General features: G+C 56.3%; 17 protein-coding genes. 12 read left to right on the top strand and 5 right to left on the bottom strand.

The features are described 5' to 3' along the window. Positions 1 to 24: 24 nt before the first annotated feature. Genes ACVDG4_RS23675 through ACVDG4_RS23655 form a run of 5 tightly spaced genes read left to right on the top strand, consistent with a single transcriptional unit; the run spans position 25 to position 3792 of the window. Positions 25 to 945 (top strand): branched-chain amino acid ABC transporter permease, encoded by a 921-nt coding sequence (locus ACVDG4_RS23675; RefSeq protein ID WP_209176694.1) that lies wholly within the window; start codon positions 25 to 27, stop codon positions 943 to 945. Then, a complete protein-coding gene (locus tag ACVDG4_RS23670; RefSeq protein ID WP_209176695.1) occupies positions 942 to 1925 on the top strand; it encodes a branched-chain amino acid ABC transporter permease in 984 nt (327 codons plus the stop codon). The genes ACVDG4_RS23675 and ACVDG4_RS23670 overlap by 4 nt, the downstream gene beginning before the upstream one ends. Continuing rightward, on the top strand, positions 1918 to 2667 hold the full coding sequence (locus ACVDG4_RS23665; protein ID WP_133945632.1) for an ABC transporter ATP-binding protein: 750 nt from the start codon (positions 1918 to 1920) through the stop codon (positions 2665 to 2667). The genes ACVDG4_RS23670 and ACVDG4_RS23665 overlap by 8 nt, the downstream gene beginning before the upstream one ends. Beyond that, positions 2664 to 3353 (top strand): ABC transporter ATP-binding protein, encoded by a 690-nt coding sequence (locus ACVDG4_RS23660; RefSeq protein WP_008195321.1) that lies wholly within the window; start codon positions 2664 to 2666, stop codon positions 3351 to 3353. Before ACVDG4_RS23665 ends, ACVDG4_RS23660 begins: the two co-directional genes overlap by 4 nt. Before the next feature lie 43 nt (positions 3354 to 3396). Further along, positions 3397 to 3792 (top strand): RidA family protein, encoded by a 396-nt coding sequence (locus ACVDG4_RS23655; protein WP_306150387.1) that lies wholly within the window; start codon positions 3397 to 3399, stop codon positions 3790 to 3792. Positions 3793 to 3797: 5 nt separating this feature from the next. Here ACVDG4_RS23655 and uxaC read toward each other — a convergent pair whose 3' ends face one another. The 5 genes from uxaC to ACVDG4_RS23630 are packed head-to-tail and all read right to left on the bottom strand — an operon-like array spanning position 3798 to position 10897. Further along, positions 3798 to 5210, bottom strand: coding sequence for a glucuronate isomerase (uxaC, locus tag ACVDG4_RS23650; RefSeq protein WP_447236907.1), 1413 nt, complete (start codon positions 5208 to 5210; stop codon positions 3798 to 3800). Between the two features lie 16 nt (positions 5211 to 5226). Further along, on the bottom strand, positions 5227 to 6654 hold the full coding sequence (locus ACVDG4_RS23645; RefSeq protein WP_447236906.1) for a mannitol dehydrogenase family protein: 1428 nt from the start codon (positions 6652 to 6654) through the stop codon (positions 5227 to 5229). Positions 6655 to 6665: 11 nt separating this feature from the next. Further along, entirely contained in the window at positions 6666 to 9044 is a 2379-nt protein-coding gene (locus tag ACVDG4_RS23640; protein ID WP_447236905.1) for a glycoside hydrolase family 31 protein, read from the bottom strand. Positions 9045 to 9052: 8 nt separating this feature from the next. Continuing rightward, positions 9053 to 10354, bottom strand: a complete 1302-nt coding sequence (locus tag ACVDG4_RS23635; RefSeq protein ID WP_133945654.1) for a TRAP transporter large permease — start codon at positions 10352 to 10354, stop codon at positions 9053 to 9055. Between the two features lie 18 nt (positions 10355 to 10372). Then, the gene (locus ACVDG4_RS23630; protein ID WP_133945657.1) at positions 10373 to 10897 is read right to left on the bottom strand and encodes a TRAP transporter small permease; all 525 of its coding nucleotides are present in this window, start codon (positions 10895 to 10897) and stop codon (positions 10373 to 10375) included. 237 nt (positions 10898 to 11134) lie between these two features. Between ACVDG4_RS23630 and ACVDG4_RS23625 the strand changes: the two genes are divergently transcribed. The 7 genes from ACVDG4_RS23625 (at position 11135) to ACVDG4_RS23595 (ending at position 18203) form a co-directional block, all read left to right on the top strand. Next, positions 11135 to 12118: a TRAP transporter substrate-binding protein gene (locus tag ACVDG4_RS23625; protein WP_447236904.1), complete on the top strand. Its 984-nt coding sequence runs from the start codon at positions 11135 to 11137 to the stop codon at positions 12116 to 12118. Positions 12119 to 12139: 21 nt separating this feature from the next. Beyond that, positions 12140 to 13963, top strand: coding sequence for a glycoside hydrolase family 2 protein (locus tag ACVDG4_RS23620; protein ID WP_447236903.1), 1824 nt, complete (start codon positions 12140 to 12142; stop codon positions 13961 to 13963). Beyond that, positions 13960 to 14700 (top strand): FCD domain-containing protein, encoded by a 741-nt coding sequence (locus ACVDG4_RS23615; RefSeq protein ID WP_133945665.1) that lies wholly within the window; start codon positions 13960 to 13962, stop codon positions 14698 to 14700. The genes ACVDG4_RS23620 and ACVDG4_RS23615 overlap by 4 nt, the downstream gene beginning before the upstream one ends. A gap of 81 nt (positions 14701 to 14781) precedes the next feature. Then, entirely contained in the window at positions 14782 to 15954 is a 1173-nt protein-coding gene (uxuA, locus tag ACVDG4_RS23610) for a mannonate dehydratase (protein ID WP_447236902.1), read from the top strand. 93 nt (positions 15955 to 16047) lie between these two features. Further along, a complete protein-coding gene (locus ACVDG4_RS23605) occupies positions 16048 to 16464 on the top strand; it encodes a dihydroneopterin aldolase (RefSeq protein ID WP_447236901.1) in 417 nt (138 codons plus the stop codon). Positions 16465 to 16535: 71 nt separating this feature from the next. After that, positions 16536 to 17420, top strand: a complete 885-nt coding sequence (locus tag ACVDG4_RS23600) for a dihydropteroate synthase (protein ID WP_447236900.1) — start codon at positions 16536 to 16538, stop codon at positions 17418 to 17420. A 27-nt stretch (positions 17421 to 17447) separates the two neighbouring features. Beyond that, entirely contained in the window at positions 17448 to 18203 is a 756-nt protein-coding gene (locus ACVDG4_RS23595; protein WP_447236899.1) for an SDR family oxidoreductase, read from the top strand. The last annotated feature ends 248 nt before the right edge of the window (positions 18204 to 18451 follow it).

The raw sequence follows: 18451 nt of genomic DNA, 5'->3' as shown, positions 1-18451 counted from the left end.
GGGCCAGCTTTCGGGTGGAACTGCATGTCTTTGATATTGCTGATAGAGCAGATTTTGAACGGCCTCCAATTCGGGATCATGTTATTCCTGATGGCCGCAGGTCTGACGCTAATCTTCGGAGTGATGGGGCTAATCAATCTGGCTCATGGATCGCTCTACATGATCGGGGCCTTTTGCGCCGCAGCTGTTGCCGGAGCGACCGGATCATTCCTGCTGGGATTGATTGCGGCGCTGGCCGGGGCTGCCATAGCCGGAGCCCTTGTCGAACTTGTCGTCATCCGGCGGCTTTATACGAAGGATCACCTGGATCAAGTGCTTGCGACTTTCGCGCTGATTCTGATCTTTTCTGAAGGCACGCGATGGCTGTTCGGCTCTTTTCCGCTCTTTTTGGATATTCCCGATGCGCTGTCCGGACCGGTGACACTTCCCGGCGGAATTGAGTATCCGCTTTACCGGCTGACGCTGATCATTGTCGGATTGCTTGTCGCAGCCGGTTTGTTCCTCCTGATTTCGCGCACTCGCCTTGGGATCCAGATCCGGGCCGGGGAAAACGATCGCGAAATGATCGCAGCGCTCGGTGTCGACATTGCCAAGCTCTACACCATCGTCTTTGCACTCGGGGCCGCGCTTGCCGGTCTTGCCGGAGCGCTTGTCGGAGCCATCCAGTCGGTTCAAGTCGGCATGGGCGAGCCTGTCCTGATTTTGGCTTTTGTTGTCATCGTCATCGGCGGCATTGGCTCCATCAAGGGCGCGCTCATTGGCGCGATACTGGTCGGCCTCACAGATACGCTCGGCGGCATCTTCCTGCCTGAGCTGATGAAACTCTTCTTCAGCCCGGCAACGGCCACTTCCATCGGGTCTTCGATCGCCTCCATGTCCATCTACATCCTGATGGCTGCAGTCCTTGTGTTGCGCCCAACCGGTCTGTTTGGAGCGCGTGCATGACCCGGGAAACACTGTTCAACTCGGCCGCGCTCGCCGCGCTGGCCCTCGTTCCGCTCTGGGCGCATTTTTCCGGTGAACCGTTCACTGTGACCCTTGCCACCCGCGCAGTCATTCTTGCGCTGGCGGCGGTCGGTCTACACATCGCCCTGGGTCTTGGCGGCCTTGTCAGCCTTGGACACGCTGTCTTTTTCGGGATTGGCGGCTACGCGATGGGTATCCTTGCCCATCATGCGCAGACTTACACCCCATTGATGGAATGGCCCTTCGTTATCGAGGGCACCAAATCCATGCCGGTGATCTGGCTGGTCGCCGTGGTTCTGTCGTCCGTTGTGGCCTATTTCATTGGCCTCCTGTCACTGAGGACCTCCGGCGTTTACTTCATCATGATCACGCTGGCATTCGGACAGATGTTCTTTTTCTTCGCGATCAGCTGGAGTGCCTATGGCGGTGAAGACGGCTTGTCGATCTATGTCCGCAATGGTTTTCCGGGCGTGAACACGCTCGTTCCGATCCAGTTCTATGCCTTGTGCTTTGTTATCCTTGCCGCAGTGATGTTCTTTGCCGCACGATTGCAACGCTCGCCTTTTGGCCTTGCGCTCAACGCGGCACGCCAAGTGCCGGACCGGGTCGAAACCGTTGGTCTGAACCCGATGCGCTTGCGTCTGGTTGCGTTCGTCTTGTCGGGTGCGATCACGGGTCTCGCCGGGGCTCTCTTTGCTGATCTCAACCGGTTTGTCAGCCCGACCATGTTCTCCTGGCAGATGTCCGGGGAATTGATCATTTTCATCATCCTTGGCGGGCTTGGCCGGCTTTACGGGCCGGTTGTGGGGGCGGTTGTTTTTGTGGCGCTTGAGCACATCCTTGGCGACTTGTCTGACTACTGGCACATCTATTTGGGTGTCCTGTTGCTGGGTGTCGTGCTGTTCGCACGCGGTGGCATCATCGGCATGCTGCTCGGCCGGGAGGTGGCCCATGACTGAGGCAATTCTCGCAACACAAGGCATCTCCAAGAGCTTCGGGGCGCTGAAGGCCAGTGACGACGTTTCCATTGATCTGATGGCGGGAGAAATCCACGCGATCATCGGACCGAATGGGGCCGGGAAATCGACCTTGATCAAGCAGATCTGTGGCGGTCTCAAGCCGGACACCGGAACGGTCAAGCTGTTGGGAGAGGACGTCACTGATCTGCCGACGGAACTACGGGCCCGCGCCGGGCTCGGACGGACTTTCCAGATCTCGGCACTCGCGATGGAAGACACAGTTCTTCAAAATGCGGTGCTGGGTGCGCTGGGTGGTCAGGGAAATCCGTGGCGTTTTTTCAAGCCGGTTCTGAAAGACAAGGATCTTTTGGACACGGCCATGGAGGCGTTGGAGCGCGTCGGTCTTCAAGATCATGCAAAGACACGCACGGCAGAACTGAGTCACGGTCAGAGACGCCAGCTGGAAGTGGCCGTTGCCCTGACATTGAAACCGAAAGCCTTTGTGATGGATGAACCCATGGCAGGCCTTGGTACAGAGGGTTCCAAGCGGCTGACCGAGTTCCTTGGCGATCTTCGCCATCAGGCGCCGATCCTGTTGGTTGAACATGACATGGACGCCGTTTTTGCATTGGCCGACCGGATCAGCGTGCTGGTCTATGGCAAGGTCATCGCAACTGGCACAGTTGAGGAAATCCGCGCAAATAAAGATGTGCGCGATGCTTATCTGGGAGACGAAGCATGAGTGCGCTTTTGGCTCTCTCCAATGTCACGGCCAGTTATGGACCCAGTCAGGCGTTGTTTGACGTGTCTTTGTCAATCGGCGAAGGCGAAGTGGTCGCCTTGATGGGCCGCAATGGCATGGGCAAATCAACAACGGTCAAGACGATTTGCGGCATGTTGCCGTCCGGCGGAGAAATCCGGTTCAAGGACAAGGTGATTGGCGGGATGCCGAGCCACAAGGTCGCGCGCCTAGGGGTGGGGCTGGTGCCGGAGGGGCGGCGGTGCTTTGCCGATCTGTCGGTTGAGGAGAACCTGACCGCTGCAGCTCGTCCCGGCACCTGGGACTTCGCCAAGGTCGCCGAGCTGTTTCCGCGTCTCGCCGAGCGCCGGAACCAGAAGGCTGCCTCGCTGTCTGGCGGTGAACAGCAAATGCTGGCGATCGGCCGGGCCCTGATGACCAATCCGATCCTCGTCATCCTGGACGAGGCGACGGAAGGCCTTGCCCCGATCATCCGGCAGGAAATCTGGGCGGCCATCAGCCATCTGAAGAACAGCAGTGGACTGTCGATCCTCTTGGTCGACAAGTCTTTGAAAGAGCTGCAGCAGGTCGCCGATCAGGGTGTCATTCTGGAACGGGGCCGAACGGTCTGGTCAGGCCGGATGGCGGATTTGGACGCGGAGACCGGAGAAAAATATCTCGGGATCTAGAGAGTTTGTTTCTTAAGTCCCGGGCAAATAAGAAAGACGCATTATGAGCCACAAAATCATTCATCCCGACGGCTGGGCCCCGGCGAAGGGGTATGCCAACGGTGTCTTAAGCCGCAAGGGCGTTTTGCATATCGGCGGTCAGATCGGCTGGAATGCCGACCAAGTTTTTGAGACCCATGATTTCATCGGGCAGATGGAACAGGCGCTCAGGAACATACTTGATGTCGTTCTTGCAGCTGGCGGTAAGGCCGAGGATATCGTCCGTTTGACCTGGTTTGTGACCGACAAGAAGGAATACCTCGCCCGTCAGCGCGAAATTGGCGCGACTTACCGTAAGGTCATGGGACGTCATTTTCCAGCAATGTCGATGGTCGTGGTCGCCGGTCTGATCGAAGATGAAGCCTTGGTCGAGATCGAGGCGACAGCCGAGATCGAGTAAAGGGCCTAACTTCCGGGCAAGAACCAGTCCCGGGCATTTTCGTAGCAGATGCGGCGGATAAGGCCGTCGCTCAGCTCTTTATGCGCGGGAATAGATCCATCCTCGACCCATCGGCCGACCATCCGGCAAACAAGCCGACGATAATACTCGTGCCGTGGGAACGACAGGAAAGACCGGGAATCGGTCAGCATGCCGATAAAACGTGAGAGGAGGCCCATCTGGGCGACCTGCGTGAGTTGCCGTTCCATCCCGTCCAGCTGATCGTTGTACCACCAGCCTGGCCCTGCCTGGATTTTCCCCGGCTCAGACCCATCCTGGAAGTTACCGGCAATCGTCACCAGCATCTCGTTGTGGATCGGGTTGAGTGCATAAAGGATGGTGCGCGGTAGGCCTTTTCGGGAATTGATCAGGTCGAGCACGGAATTGAGCGACGCACCGATCCCGGCATCTGACATGCAATCGCCGCCAACATCGGGGCCGAGCGCTCGGAACAGACGGCTGTTCTGATTGCGCAAGACACCGATGTGATACTGCATGACGATGCCGCGCTCGGCATAAGCTTCACCTAGTTCAATCAGCACCGCCGCTTTGAAGTCGGCCGCATCTTGTGCCGACATGGGCCAGCCGTTTTGCCCGCTCCTCAGGATGATATCGAGTTCCCGAGGAGGGCGTTTTTCAAAGGCCGGCAAATCGTTGAGACCGTGATCCGCCGCCTTGCAGCCAAGAGACACAAAAAAGTCGAGCCGCTTGAGCAAAGCTGCGATCAACGTGTCGAAACTGTCGACTGCAATGCCGCTGGTCTCACCCAGTTTGCGGCAATAAGCGGCAAATCCTGGCGCTGCGGGAACGAGCGCCTTGTCCGGCCGGAAACTCGGGGCCACTGGAAACGGAAAGTTCGGATCGGATTGCAGGGTGGCATGTGAGGCAAGGTCGTCTGTCGGATCGTCTGTCGTGCCCACATATTCGACCTTCATAGAGGTCAATAGGCCCCGGGCACTGTGGCTCGGCTGCTCCAAGGCAGCATTGGCGAGCTCCCAGACTTCTTCGGCGGTGTCGGGTCCGAAATTGCCATCCCATTGAAAGTAGCGCTGCAGTTCCAGATGGGTCCAGTGATAGAGGGGATTGCCCAGGCAATGCGGGATGGTTTGCGCGAAAGCATCGAATTTGTCCCGATAGTCCGCAGTACCTGTCACGAGCTCTTCGGGTACCCCGTTCCAACGCATGGCGCGCCACTTGTAGTGATCGCCCTCCAACCAGATCTCTCCAATCGACCGCCAGGATTTATTTTCCGCAATGGCTGCCGGATCCAGATGATTGTGAAAGTCGACGATCGGAAGATGCTTTGCAACGTCATGGTAGAGGCGACGGCTGGCCGCGGTATCAAGCAGATAGTCCGGGCCGAGAAAGGGTGCAGTCATGAAAAGGTCCTTGGAGCTACGCTGCCAGTGCTGCGCGCGCGCCGTCTTGTTTCAGTGTTTTGTAGGCGTCTGTCACCTGCTGGACAAAAGCGGGCTCGGCAGGAAGGTCAGATCCAAAGATACCGGCCAGCAACATCATGTTCAGCACATAATCATCATCGTCTGATCCCGCTACAAGTTCCTTGATGCGGCCGGCGTGCGGGTCGTTGACGGGCAGGTCTGCACCGGTCTCTGAAGTGCCTCGGCAGTACCGCATCCAACCGGCGACGGCCAACGCAGACAACTGCCAGGGGCGGTCTGCTTCTATATGACGTCTGATTGGCGCCAAAAGCCGTTGCGGCAGTTTCTGGCTGCCGTCTGAAGCGATTTGCGTGGTTTTGTGGCGAAGGGCCTGATTGGAAAAACGCGTGATCAGTTCGTCGCCGTAAGCAGAGATATCGAAGCCACCCGGAACGGACAAAGTTGGGGCTTGCTCGCCCATCATGAGGTTTCGGACCGCGGTTTTGAAGACAGGATCAGCCATGCAATCGGCAATCGTCTCCTTGCCTGCAAGAGCGCCAAGATACGCCAGGAACGAGTGGCTGCCGTTCAGCATGCGGAGCTTGATCTCTTCATAGGGTTCGACGTCGGGGACGAAACTTGCCCCTGCCAAATCCCAGCTGGGCTTTTCTCCGGCAAAACTGTCTTCAATCACCCATTGCCTGAACGGTTCACACAAGATGCCGTTGGGGTCGGGCGCGCCGAGCGCGCCAGTCAGTTTCTCAAAAGACGCCTCGGTCATGGCTGGCGTAATACGGTCGACCATGGAACTGGGAAACCGGCAGTTTTCAAAGATCCAGTCTTTCAGCTCGGGATCCCGTTTTTCGGCAAACTCAAGAACGGCCGTTCTGCAGAGTTTGCCGTTTGACGGGAGATTGTCGCAGGACAGAATTGTAAGCCCGGGCAGCTCCTGTTGGCTTCTCAGGCGCAAGCCCTCGACCAAAAGGCCGATGACCGTCTTCGGATTGGTTGGCTGTTTGAGGTCGGCCGCGATGCCAGCATTTTCAAGATCGAGGTGCCCGCGGGTGAGGCCGTAGCCCTTTTCCGTGATCGTCAAAGTGATCACGCATAGATCCGGATCGCAGATCTGGGCAATCAGTGCGCCGATGCCATCGCGATGGGGATGCAGTGTCTTGATCACGGCGCCGACTTGCCTGAGCGCAAGGGTATCGTCAGACATTTCACCGACCGTGAACAAACAGCCCGCCTTATCAAGCGCGGAGAGTTCGTCTGCTCCCGAGTTCAATCGGGCACCCACCATGCCCCAGTCGCTTTTGTTTTGGCGCAATAACTCGTCTTGAAAGACCGCAGTATGCGCCTTGGCAAAGGCACCAAATCCAATATGAAATACGCGGGTCTTAAGTAGGCTGCGATCATAGTCGGGGAGGGAGAGGTTTACGGACATATATTAAAGGCTCAAACAAAGAAAAGGGGTGTCTCCGTGCTGGTTGGAGCACCGTTGACAACTAGCGGAGAAGACCCGGCAAGCCAGAGGTCGACTTGATCATACGCGGGCTTGTAAGTGCCACTCATATGCCAGTTCAGCATAACCTTTGCGCTGTTTCGTGACAGGGTCATGCGTGTCAGACAATGGTCTGAGACAAGAGCATTGGCAGAGACACCGTCATCATCATAAGCACGGTTCTCGCGCGCTGGGGCATCTGGGTCCTGCGGGTATATGCGCCACGTTCGTGTCTTGTCAGTCTGTGCCGTACTGCGCGCATTCGGACCGGCCATCGGTAACACCGTGCCGCCACGGACGAAAAGCGGAATAGTGTCTTGAGTGACTGGCACATCCAGCATCTGCCCGCCCGGATACCAGGTTGTTCCTTCAAAATCCCACCAGCCTTCCGGACAGGCGGGCAGGGGAACTGAGCGGCTCTGCGTGCCTTTTTCAATGACCGTTGCGACAAGCAGATCGGTCCCAAGAAGGAATTCGAACTCAGAGGCTTGCGCCAGCTGGTCTTCCGGAAAATCCAGCCACAGGGGGCGCAGCATCGGTTCGCCGTCAGTAACGGCCCGGTATAGAAGTGTGTAGAGGTACGGGATCAGCTGGGCCCGAAAATTGAGAGCCTTGCGGATCAGCGGGGTGATCTCCGGATACATCCAGGCTTCATTCGCAGTTCCGTCGTCGTTCCAGGAGTGAATCGTGAAGCGTGGATGGAAGATGCCGTTCTGCACCCAGCGGAGAAACAGCTCCGGTTCCGGCTTCGGGCCAGCAAAACCGCCGACATCGTGGCCGATGTTGTAAAAGCCCGACAAGCTAAGCCCGAGCCCCATCGGAATATTCCACCGAAGCGTGTCCCAGCTGGTGAAATTGTCGCCGGTCCAGGTTTGGGCGTAGCGCTGTGTGCCCGGTGCGGCGCAACGGGAAATCAGATAGGGGCGCTTCGCCGGCTGATCTGTGACCTGCGCATCATAGGATGCGCGGGTCATCAGCTGACTGTGTAACGGGCGGATCAGACCAACGGGGATTTCCTTCCCGAAACCGGTGCAAACGGCCCCGTCATCCCAGACTTCATATTCATTGTTGTCGTTCCAGGTGCTGGAAATGCCTTTTTCGAACAGCTTTTCTTTCAGATTTTTCTGCCACCAAGCAATGGTTGCTGGATTGGTGAAATCGAGATGCGACCCGGTTCCGTCCCAAAATGGCGATTGCTCCGGAGCGTCGGTCTCGCTGTCCTTGATGAAAAGACCGGCCTTTTCGGCTTTCGTAAAAAGGGGATGGTCTTCCAGAAGTACTGGCTTGATATTAGCGATCAGATTGATGTTCGCATCGGCATAAGCTTTGGTGAAGGCTCGAACATTCGGAAAGCGATCCGTGTTCCAGTGAAAGACATACCGCTTTTCCTTGATGGCGGTGTAGCCGGAGGACATTTGAAAACTGTCGCACGGCATGTCTTCTTCGGCGAGTTTTGCCAAAAAGCCTTCCAGACGTTCCTGGGCGTTTTCTGAATCCGTATACGCCATCGTAGAGCCGGAATAGCCCAAGCCCCAGCGTGGCATGAAGGCAGTGCCTCCGGTGAGCCAGTGGTGGCGCTTAACGATCTCCAGCACCGTTGGAGCCCACGAAAAATAGTAGTCGAGTTCACCATCCGAAGCGCGGAATGCGCGGAAGGCAGGATGATAGTTGTCCTTCTCGTTCCCAAGATCGAACCAGCAATGGGCGAGCGTGTCGTAGTAAAGCCCATAGGCGCCGAGCGGTCCGCGGTCCGTTATTGTGAAGGGGATGTGCTTGTAGAGCGGGTCGGTTGTTCGGGCGTCATATCCCATCGCATCGAGATTTCGCATCTCGAAGCGGCGCCCGGATCTTTCCAGGGAGCCGGTTTTCTCACCCAGGCCGTAATAGCGTTCGCCATCAAACCGGCGCATGAAGTGAGATTTGCGGTGATCGCGGCGGCCTATCATGTAGGCGTCCTGCGGGCGGTCTCGCGCAATTTCCTGCCATTCTGCGTTTGGCGTTTCCCGGCTCTCCCAGATGAGAGCCAATGGTGTTTCGACAGTCAGACGCAGACAGTCTGTCATGAGTTGCAGCTGGGTATCGTCCTGGGTGAGCGAGAACTCCGGACAAGTGAACCCACTGAGATCATCGCGAGATCGCCCTTCCCAGGGAACATCGTCCTTCGGCGCAATCGCCCAGGTCCGGTCCAGCCGGTGAACCCCGTCTTTGAGAAGCGAGACCCGGATGAGGGCTTGTTCCAGAACCCGGATCACAAGCGCATGCCGGTCGTCGACGAGAAGCTTGATGCCAGTTTCTGTCTGCTCGGCCAGTGTCCAGTGTTTGAGTGCTTTCATATCTGAACTCAGTATCCGAGCAGCAATTGAGGCAGGAACAGGCTGATTTGCGGGATGTAGGTGACGACCAGTAGCAGGCCGACCAGCACCGCGTAAAACGGCAGCATCGGCTTGATCACATCCCCGATTTTGACCCCACCAACCGAACAACCGACAAAAAGCGCAGAACCCACTGGTGGCGTACAGATCCCAATGCAGAGGTTGAAGGTCATCATGACGCCGAAATGCACCGGATCCATGCCAAGATCTGTGACAACCGGCAGGAAGATCGGCGTGAAGATCAGCAGTGCCGGGGTCATATCCATGAAGGTGCCGACAATCAGCAGCGCGATGTTAATGATCAACAAAAGAACAAGCGGATTGTCTGACAGCCCGAGAAGGATATCGGATATTGCATATGGGATATCGGCAAAGGCCATGGCCTTCGACATGGCAATGGAGCAGCCGATCATCAAAAGAACGATAGATGTGGTAACTGCGCTCTCCAGAATAATGCTGGGCAGCTGGCGCCAGGTGATTTCGCGGTACCAGATGACAGCCAGAAACAGCGTGTACACGACAGCAACAGCTGAGGCTTCGGTTGCAGTGAAAATCCCGCCGATGATCCCGCCCATCACGATGACGATCAGGCCGAGCGGCAGGACCGCCCCAAGGGTTTTGTCGATGACTTCGCGGGTGCTGGGCCGCGGCGCGATTGGATATCCGCGGCGCTTTGCAATGATGCCCGCAACCAGCATGAGGCAGAGACCCATTAGGATCCCCGGGACATAACCGGCCACGAACAGTGCTGCAATCGAAGTCCCGTTGGTGATCAGTGAATAGACGATGAAGGTTGCGCTGGGTGGAATAAGCAAGCCTGTCGGGCAAGAGGCGATGTTGACAGCCGCGCTGTAAGCCGGGTCATAACCTTCCTTTTTCTGCAAGGGCGACATGACACCCCCAACAGCTGCGGCAGAAGCTACTGCCGACCCGGAAATCGACCCGAACATCATGTTGGCGAGAACATTGCAGTGCGCCAGTGACCCAGGCAAACGCCCACCCAGAACCTTGGCAAACTCGATAAGCCGCAGGGCAATGCCGCCCCGGTTCATGATGTTGCCGGCGAGAATAAAGAATGGGATGGCGAGCAGGGTGAAACTGTCCAATCCCGAGGCCACCTGCTGGGCGACGATATAGACCGACTGGTCGAAGGACATGAACAGGAGAAAAGTCGCAAAGGCGGCAAGGCCGATAGAAAAGGCGATCGGAACGCCCAAAACCATGAGCAGCACAAAGGTCCCGAACAGGACCGCGACGGCTTGGATATCCATTTATGAGCTCCTCAGGGCCTAGGTCAGCGGTCCGCCGGGGGCCGGCGGTTCAAGTTGTTCATTGGGGCCGCGGCCATCGCGCACGAGGTCGGCTAAAAACGTCAGGCAGTAATAAAGAATGCAAAATCCGGAAAACGGGATTGCAACGTAGATGAACCCCATCGGGATGCGGAGCGCTGGCGAAACCTGACCGGTTTCAAGCGTACGGCTGACCAATCCGAGGCCGCCGTAAATCATTATGAGACCGGCAAAAAGAGCAATTGCGCCGATGATGCCTGCGTTGACGGCGAACCTGGCTCTGCCGGTCGTTACAACGGGCAGAAGGTCAATTGCCAGATGCCGCCGTTGGCCGAGAGTGTAAGCGCCGCCCAGCAGGGCGACCCAAATGAACAGGAACCGTGCCATTTCGTCGGTTACGGTGCTCGGGCTTTCCAGAACGTATCGCGAGAAGACCTGCCAAACGACACAGACAACCAAGACGGCGAAAGCCGATGTGATGACGAGGCGCAGAACGAAGTCCACCCCTCGGGTTAAAGCGGTCACGATGATCCTCCCAGCCTGTCAATCGCGTGCATGGCGAGTTGGACACCCACACGCTTGGCACCCTTACACTTGCGCCAGGAAACAAAATTGGTCAACCAATTTTGCAAAAAAGGTTGACTGATTTTCGAAATTGGACGAACAATTCGACCTCAACGGCGCCTGAAGCCGTGAAATGGGTATACCGGAACGTTCCATGAGGGAGCCGAGCCGGGTCCAGCCCTCACCTGGGAGGAAGTCATGTCGAAGTTCATCAAGGTTGCGGCTCTCTTGGCCGCGGGCGCCGTCGCGTTCGGCTCAGCTGCCAACGCCAAGACGCTACGCCTAAATCACAACAACCCGGAAGACCATCCGCTGCACAAGTCCATGGAATTCATGGCGGATCGCTTGGAGGAGTTGACCAACGGTGATCTGAAAATCCGCATCTATGCAAACGCGCAGCTTGGAACGCAGCGTGAATCCATGGAACTGATGCAAAACGGCGCGCTCGATATGGCCCGCTCCAATGCTTCGGAGCTGGAAGCCTTTGAAGAGTCCTATGGCGCTTTGAACCTGCCTTACATCTTCGTCAACGATGATCACTATTATGATGTTCTGTCCGGCGACATCGGCGCCGATATCCTTAAGGCTTCAGAGGACAAGGGCTTCATTGGCGTAGCTTACTATGTTGAAGGTGCGCGGTCGTTCTACGCCAACAAGGAAATCAATTCTCCGGCAGACCTTCAGGGCATGAAAATCCGTGTCCAGCCGAGCCCGTCCGCGATCCGCATGGTCGAACTGCTTGGTGGCAACCCAACCCCGATTGCTTGGGGTGAACTTTACAGCGCACTTCAGCAGGGTGTTGTTGATGGCGCCGAGAACAACCCTCTGGCATTGACGTCCGCCCGCCACGGCGAAGTGAGCAAGGTCTACTCAAACGACGGTCACACCATGATCCCGTCTGTTGTGATGATCTCCACTAAGTCCTGGAATGAACTCAGCGATGATCACAAGAGTGCACTGACCAAAGCAGCGCGTGAATCCATGGATTTCCACCGCGAGCAGTGGGATGCCATGGTTGCTGAGGGTATCGAAACCGCGAAGAACGAACTCGGTGTGAAATTCATCGAAGTTGACAAGGGCCCGTTCATCGAAGCGGTCTTGCCGATGCATGAAGAAGCCGCTGCCAAGTCCGAAAAAGTTGCGGACCTCATCAAGCGCATCAAGGCGATCGCGCCGCAATAATTTGCAATCAGGACCTGACCGATGCTCGAACGTTCCCATTTGGCCGACAATGCGCTGCAAGCGCTGCATGATGAAGACTATGATGTTCCGTTAAACACCCAGTCTTTAAACCATGACGGCTTGATCTTCATGGGCGGTCGGGCATCGGAAAGTCTGGATGGAGATTGGACCTTTTGCGTCGACCTCCTCGACACCGGCCTCCGGCAGAAGTGGTTTGCCATGCTGCCGGAAGCCCCGGAAAACAGGACAGAACCGTGGGACTACGACCCCTATATGGGGGAAACCGTTCCAGTCCCGTCCAACTGGGCCATGCTGAAGGAAAAATGGTATTTCTTCGAGGGCAGTGCCTGGTACACCCGCCCCCTGGACGTCGATGTCCTTGACGAGACGAAACGTACATTCCTTCGCTTTGGTGCGGCGGCTTACGACTGCAAGATTTTTCTGAACGGCGAGTTCATTGGTAACCATTACGGTGCCTCGACCCCGTTCTGTGTTGAACTCACCGGCAAGCTGAAAACCGGCCGGAACTGGATTATGGCGTGTGTGAACAACACCCGCACCCGCGACCGCGTCCCAATGCGCAATACGGACTGGTTCAACTACGGTGGAATTTACCGGGAAATCAGTCTGTTCCAGACGCCAAAAAGCCTGATCAAGGATTTCTTTCTCTATCTTGTGCCGGATGGAAGCTACGGAAAACTATGTGCCGAAGTGGCCATTGATGGCCCACTTAGCGGCGAACCGGCGCGTCTTTCAATTCCGGGCCTTGGCGTGGAGTTGGAAGTACCGCTTGGTTCATCCGGCAACGGCAAGATTGAGTTTGCAGCAAATCCTCAATTATGGAGCCCGGATACGCCGGTGCTTTATCAAGCGGAGGTTGGCTATGGCGGGGACATAGTCAGTGATCGCATTGGTTTCCGCCAAATCGAACGCCGTGGGACAGACATTGTTCTAAACGGTGAACCGTTGTTTCTGCGCGGGATTTCTGTGCATGAAGATGATGCCGCGCTGGGCAAGGTGACAACCGAAGCCGATCTGCGTGCCCGGTTTGATCACGCCCGCGAACTCGGTTGCAACTACTTGCGCCTTGCGCACTACCCGCACCATGAATTGGCTGCGCAACTGGCCGACGAACTTGGCTTTCTCCTTTGGGAGGAAATTCCGGTCTATTGGGCGATCGATTTTGAAAACCCGGCAACCTACCGGGATGCGGAAAACCAATTGAGCGAATTGATCAAGCGTGACCGTAACCGGGCGAGCGTTGTCATTTGGTCGGTCGGCAATGAAAACCCCGACACTGATGCGCGCCTGGACTTCATGAAGAACCTCGCTGAGACTGCGAAACGGCTCGATCCGACACGGCTGACCTCTGCAGCCTGTCTCGTCAATCATGCCCGGAACCGGATTGAAGACCGTCTTGCACAGCACATCGATGTCATCGGTCTCAACGAGTACTACGGCTGGTACGAGGAAGACTTCGAGGATTTGGCGGCAATCGGCGAGAACTCAGATCCGGATCGCCCGGTGGTCATCTCCGAGACCGGGGCTGATGGTGTTATTGGCGGCAAAGGCCCGAAAACAGGTCTTTTCAGCGAAGACTACATGGCGGAAGTCTACACCAAACAGATTGCCACCCTGCGGCGCCTTGCGTATGTCAAAGGCATGTCGCCGTGGATCCTGTATGATTTCCGCGTGGAACGGCGTCAGAACATCTTTCAAAATGGCTACAATCATAAAGGCCTGATCGCCGCCGATAAGAAGACCAAGAAAAAGGCATTCCATATCCTGGCCGAGTACTATCATCAGATCGCGGCCGGTCAGGAGGATGCAAGGAAAGCATCATGACCAGCGACACTCACAAACGCCGGTATCAGGAAATTGCGCAGATCCTTGCGCGGCGGATCGCCCATGACGGTTACAAGCCAGGCGACAAGTTTCCAACAGAGCGTCAGATTTCCGAGGAACTGGGCATCAGCCGGTCTTTGGTTCGTGAAGCCTTCATTATGCTGGAAATTGAGGGCTATCTTGACGTACGCAAAGGGTCCGGGAGTTATGTTGCCAGCGGCGAGAAGCTCTTTCTGAGCAATCCGAAACCCGATTTCGGCCCTTTTGAACTTTTGCAGGCCCGCCAACTTCTGGAAAGCAGCATTGCCGGATTTGCGGCCAGCACGATCACCAAGAGCGACATCGTTCAGCTGCGAGACACGCTGGAACTGGAGCGGAAAGCCATCGCAAACGGCGAAGAGGATTATTTGGCTGACCGCCAGTTCCATCTTCAAATTGCTGAAGCCACCCAAAACAGTGTTCTTGTGGCACAGGTGGAGGAGCTCTGGAGCAAACGCGAGAACAGCCCGATGTGGGCCCGCTTGCATGATCGGATATTTGATCTCAGCTACCGCGCCAAGTGGCTCGATGATCATGCTGAGATTCTTGAAGCCCTGCGGCACCGCAATTCGGAAGCTGCGCGCAAAGCCATGTGGCAGCACCTTGAGAATGTTCGGTTGACGCTTTTGGAGCTCTCAGATGTGGGAGATCCCGAATTTGACGGGTATCTATATAAGCCCGCGGCTGTATCGAATTAGCGTGGCTGGATAATCCATTCTGGTTCACGTGAGGCACTGGGGGGTGTTCGGCGGCATGAAACAAAAAGAAAGACAGATGCGATGATCGAATGCTGGCGCTGGTTTGGTCCGGATGACCCGATTTCCCTGCGCGATGTTCGTCAGACCGGCGCTACCGGTATCGTCACAGCGCTTCATCAAATTCCAAACGGCACCTATTGGCCGGAAGAAGAAATCGCAAAACGCCGTCGCATGATTGAGACAGCGGGCCTTACTTGGGAAGTGTGTGAAAGCATCCCGATCCACGAGGACATCAAGACCGGGGCATCGGGTTGGGAGCGCTGGGCGGAAAACTGGGCCGAAACGGTTCGGGCACTGGCTCGTGAGAACATCCACACCATCTGCTATAACTTCATGCCGGTACTCGACTGGACCCGGACGGATCTCGATTATGAATTGCCCGATGGGGCAACCGCCTTGCGGTTTGAATTCGTTGCCTACGCGGCATTTGATCTTTTTATCCTCAAACGTGAGGGCGCTGAGGCCGACTACAGTCAGAACGATGTTGCTCATGCTGAAGCGTGGCTTGATCAGCGGACCGACGAAGACAAGGATCGTCTGGTTCGAACCATCATTGCAGGACTGCCGGGATCTGAAGAAAGCTACACGCTCGACACATTCCGGGAACATCTGGCAGCTTACAAAACAATCGACAGGGCGAGCCTCTTCCAGAACCTCGCGAACTTTCTGGAGATTGTTGTGCCGGTGGCGGAGGAAGAAGGGGTGAAGCTTGCCATTCATCCAGATGATCCGCCGCGGTCGCTTTTCGGCTTGCCGCGGATCGTCGGCACCCTTGAGGATCTCATCCGGATCAAAAACCTGAACACATCTCAAGCCAATGGGTTCACGGTCTGCTCTGGCTCTCTCGGCGTTCATCCGGACAATGATCTTCCGGCGATTATTGACGCCCTGGACGACAGGATCCATTTCGCACATCTGCGGGCTACAAAACGCGAAGCGGACCCGCGCAGTTTTCATGAAGATGCCCATCTGGCGGGCGACGTCGACATGGTCGCAATCGTCCGGGCATTGCGGACGCTGGAGCGTAAAAGGGGTAAGGCCATTCCCATGCGTCCTGATCATGGCCATCGTATGCTTTCAGATTTGAAAGAGACATCGACACCTGGATACCCGGCCATCGGGCGTCTGCGCGGACTTGCCGAATTGCGCGGTGTCATGCGCACTGTTGATGTCTATGAGGCTTCCCCTAGTTAACCCGCTCTGAAAACTCGCAAGAAAGTGTGGCTTGACCGATGGGGCTTAATAACGCCATCCCTGTCTCGAGCATGCAAGCAGGAACAGGGCACGATGGACATATCTGCACAGACGGATCACGAGAGCACATTAGATATCATTGAGGATGGCCGGGACACGATTGTGATCGAAGGCCTTCTCGTGGCCGCCGAAATTGGAGTCCTCGACAGCGAAAAAGGCCGCACACAAGGGCTCCGCTTTGATGTCGAAATAAGGACCGTGCCTGGCTATCGGAAGATCGTCGCCGAGACCGGATCCTATGTCTCTTATGCGGACACTGTATTTTTCATTCAGGACAAAGTCGCCAACGGCGGCCATGTTGAACTGGTGGAAGAATGGGCCGAGGCGGTTGCAGCTTTTGCCTTGCAGAACCCGCTTGCCGATTATGTGACGGTCAAGGTGACAAAACCTGAGATCTTTGAAGACGCGGCCGGCGTCGGCATCCGGATTTCACGTAAGCGACGCGCCTGACCTTGCCTGTGCCATGCACGGGACTATCTGCCAGCCGGTACACGCCTTTCCCCTCCAGGAGATACTTCTAAATGATTTCCGCAGACCGCGTTCTTCCCCTTTGGCTAAAGTACCGGGAGGCGCTGGATACCCCGATCCGAACCTTTGACTTTCCAAAATTTGGAAAAACATTCGAGGACCGAACCTACCAAATGGGGGTTTTGAACCTGTCGCCGGACAGCTCCTATCGGGAAACGGTATGCCACACTCTTGAGGCAGCGCTTTACCGGGGGCGCCGCATGACCCTTGAAGGGGCTGCCATGGTGGACATTGGCGGCGAATCGACAGGTGAAACAGCGGACATTGTTTCCATAGAACGCCAGATCGACCGGATGCGGCCGACTGTGTCGGCACTTGCGAGTGAGAACATCCTTGTGTCCGTTGAAACCTATCATCCGGAAGTCGCCGTCGCTCTGCTGGAAGCCGGTGCCGGGGTGGTCAACCTGACCGGCCGGGTCGACGACAAGAGTTTCTATGAGGCGATTGCCAAACACGAAGCTGGATTGATCTTGTGTTACACGCCCGGAGAAAACGCACGCTCCAGCGATGATCTGCCACCGGTTGACCAGGTTTTTGACGCACAGCTGCTGTTCTTCAAGGACCGTGTCGCCATGGCGGAAGACGCGGGCATCGAGCGCCTCTGGGTTGATCCCGGGTTCGGTTTCGCCCTCAATCTGCCGGATGGTCCGGACCGGATCCGGTATCAGACAGACAGTATTCTGCAATCCTTCCGGTTGCGCGAGTTGGGCTGGCCGGTGACCGTCCAGCTGACCGGTCATGTTTTCCTATTCCGGGATGAGGTTCGTGTGGCGCAGACCAGTGCGGCCACCATAGCTGTCCTGTCGAAAGCAAACATGGTGCGCAGCCATGAGGTTCCGCGGGTGCAGCCAGTTTTGAACTTGCAGGATTACGCGTAATGCGCTTGAGTTTTGGAAGGGGATACGATGGCGGACCAAAAGATTGCACTAGTAACCGGTGCGGGCAAACGGCTGGGCAAGGCACTCGCAGAAGGTCTAGCTGCCGAAGGATACGCCGTCGGTCTTCACTACAATTCATCGGTTGACGGCGCTGAAGAACTTCATGACCGGATTCGTGCTGACGGTGGTCAGTCAGTTCTTTTGCAAAAAGACCTGAGCCACCCGGAAACGGCCGGGACGTTAGTTTCCGATGCGGCCGAAGCCTTGGGTGGGCCGGTATCCGTTTTGGTAAACTCCGCGTCTGCGTTCAACACGGATTGCCTGTCTGATCTGACGCTCGATAGTTGGCAATTTCTGATGAACGTCAATGCCGCAGCGCCCGTGTTTTTGATGCAGGCTTTTGCCCAGCAGGATCCGCTTCCGGACGGGGGGCTCATTCTCAATATGCTCGATACCCAAATGCAGTCGGCCTCTCCGGAACGCTTCAGCTATTTTTGCGGAAAATTCGCCTTGGAAGGCGCAACGAGGCTGGCAGCCTATGACCTTGGTCCAAAGGGCATTCGGGTTAATGCTATTGCGCCAGGCCTGATCCTGCCCAGTGATCAGACCCAGGAAAACTTCGATGCACGCCAGAAGCTGACCCCTTTGGGTCCGGGGCTTGGACCGGAGGATATTGTTGGTGCGCTGCGATATTATTTAAATGCCCGACAGGTGACCGGTCATACCCTTGTTGTTGATGCCGGACAGCGTTTGATGGGATTCGGAAACGCGCCAATTGGCTAAGATCGGCAGAATATAGCCAATTTCATGGTAAATATTCACCTAATATCCACCGCATTCTGCCGCGCTGCAAAAAACTTCAAAAACTTTCATTTTCCCTGTTGACCCGGAAAGAGGGCAGGCCTATAACCCGGTTCATCGACGGCGGCAACGTCGCTGGCGACAGGGCGCTGCGCTCTAAATTCCGGAAAACTGGTCGATTGGGGCTGGATCGCAAGGTTCGGTGATTGGTTGGTTTTTGCGAGTTTACG

Source organism: Roseibium sp. MB-4 (assembly GCF_053005265.1).
The sequence above is the reverse complement of the archived record's forward strand: the minus strand, read 5'-3'. Positions and strand labels throughout refer to the sequence as shown.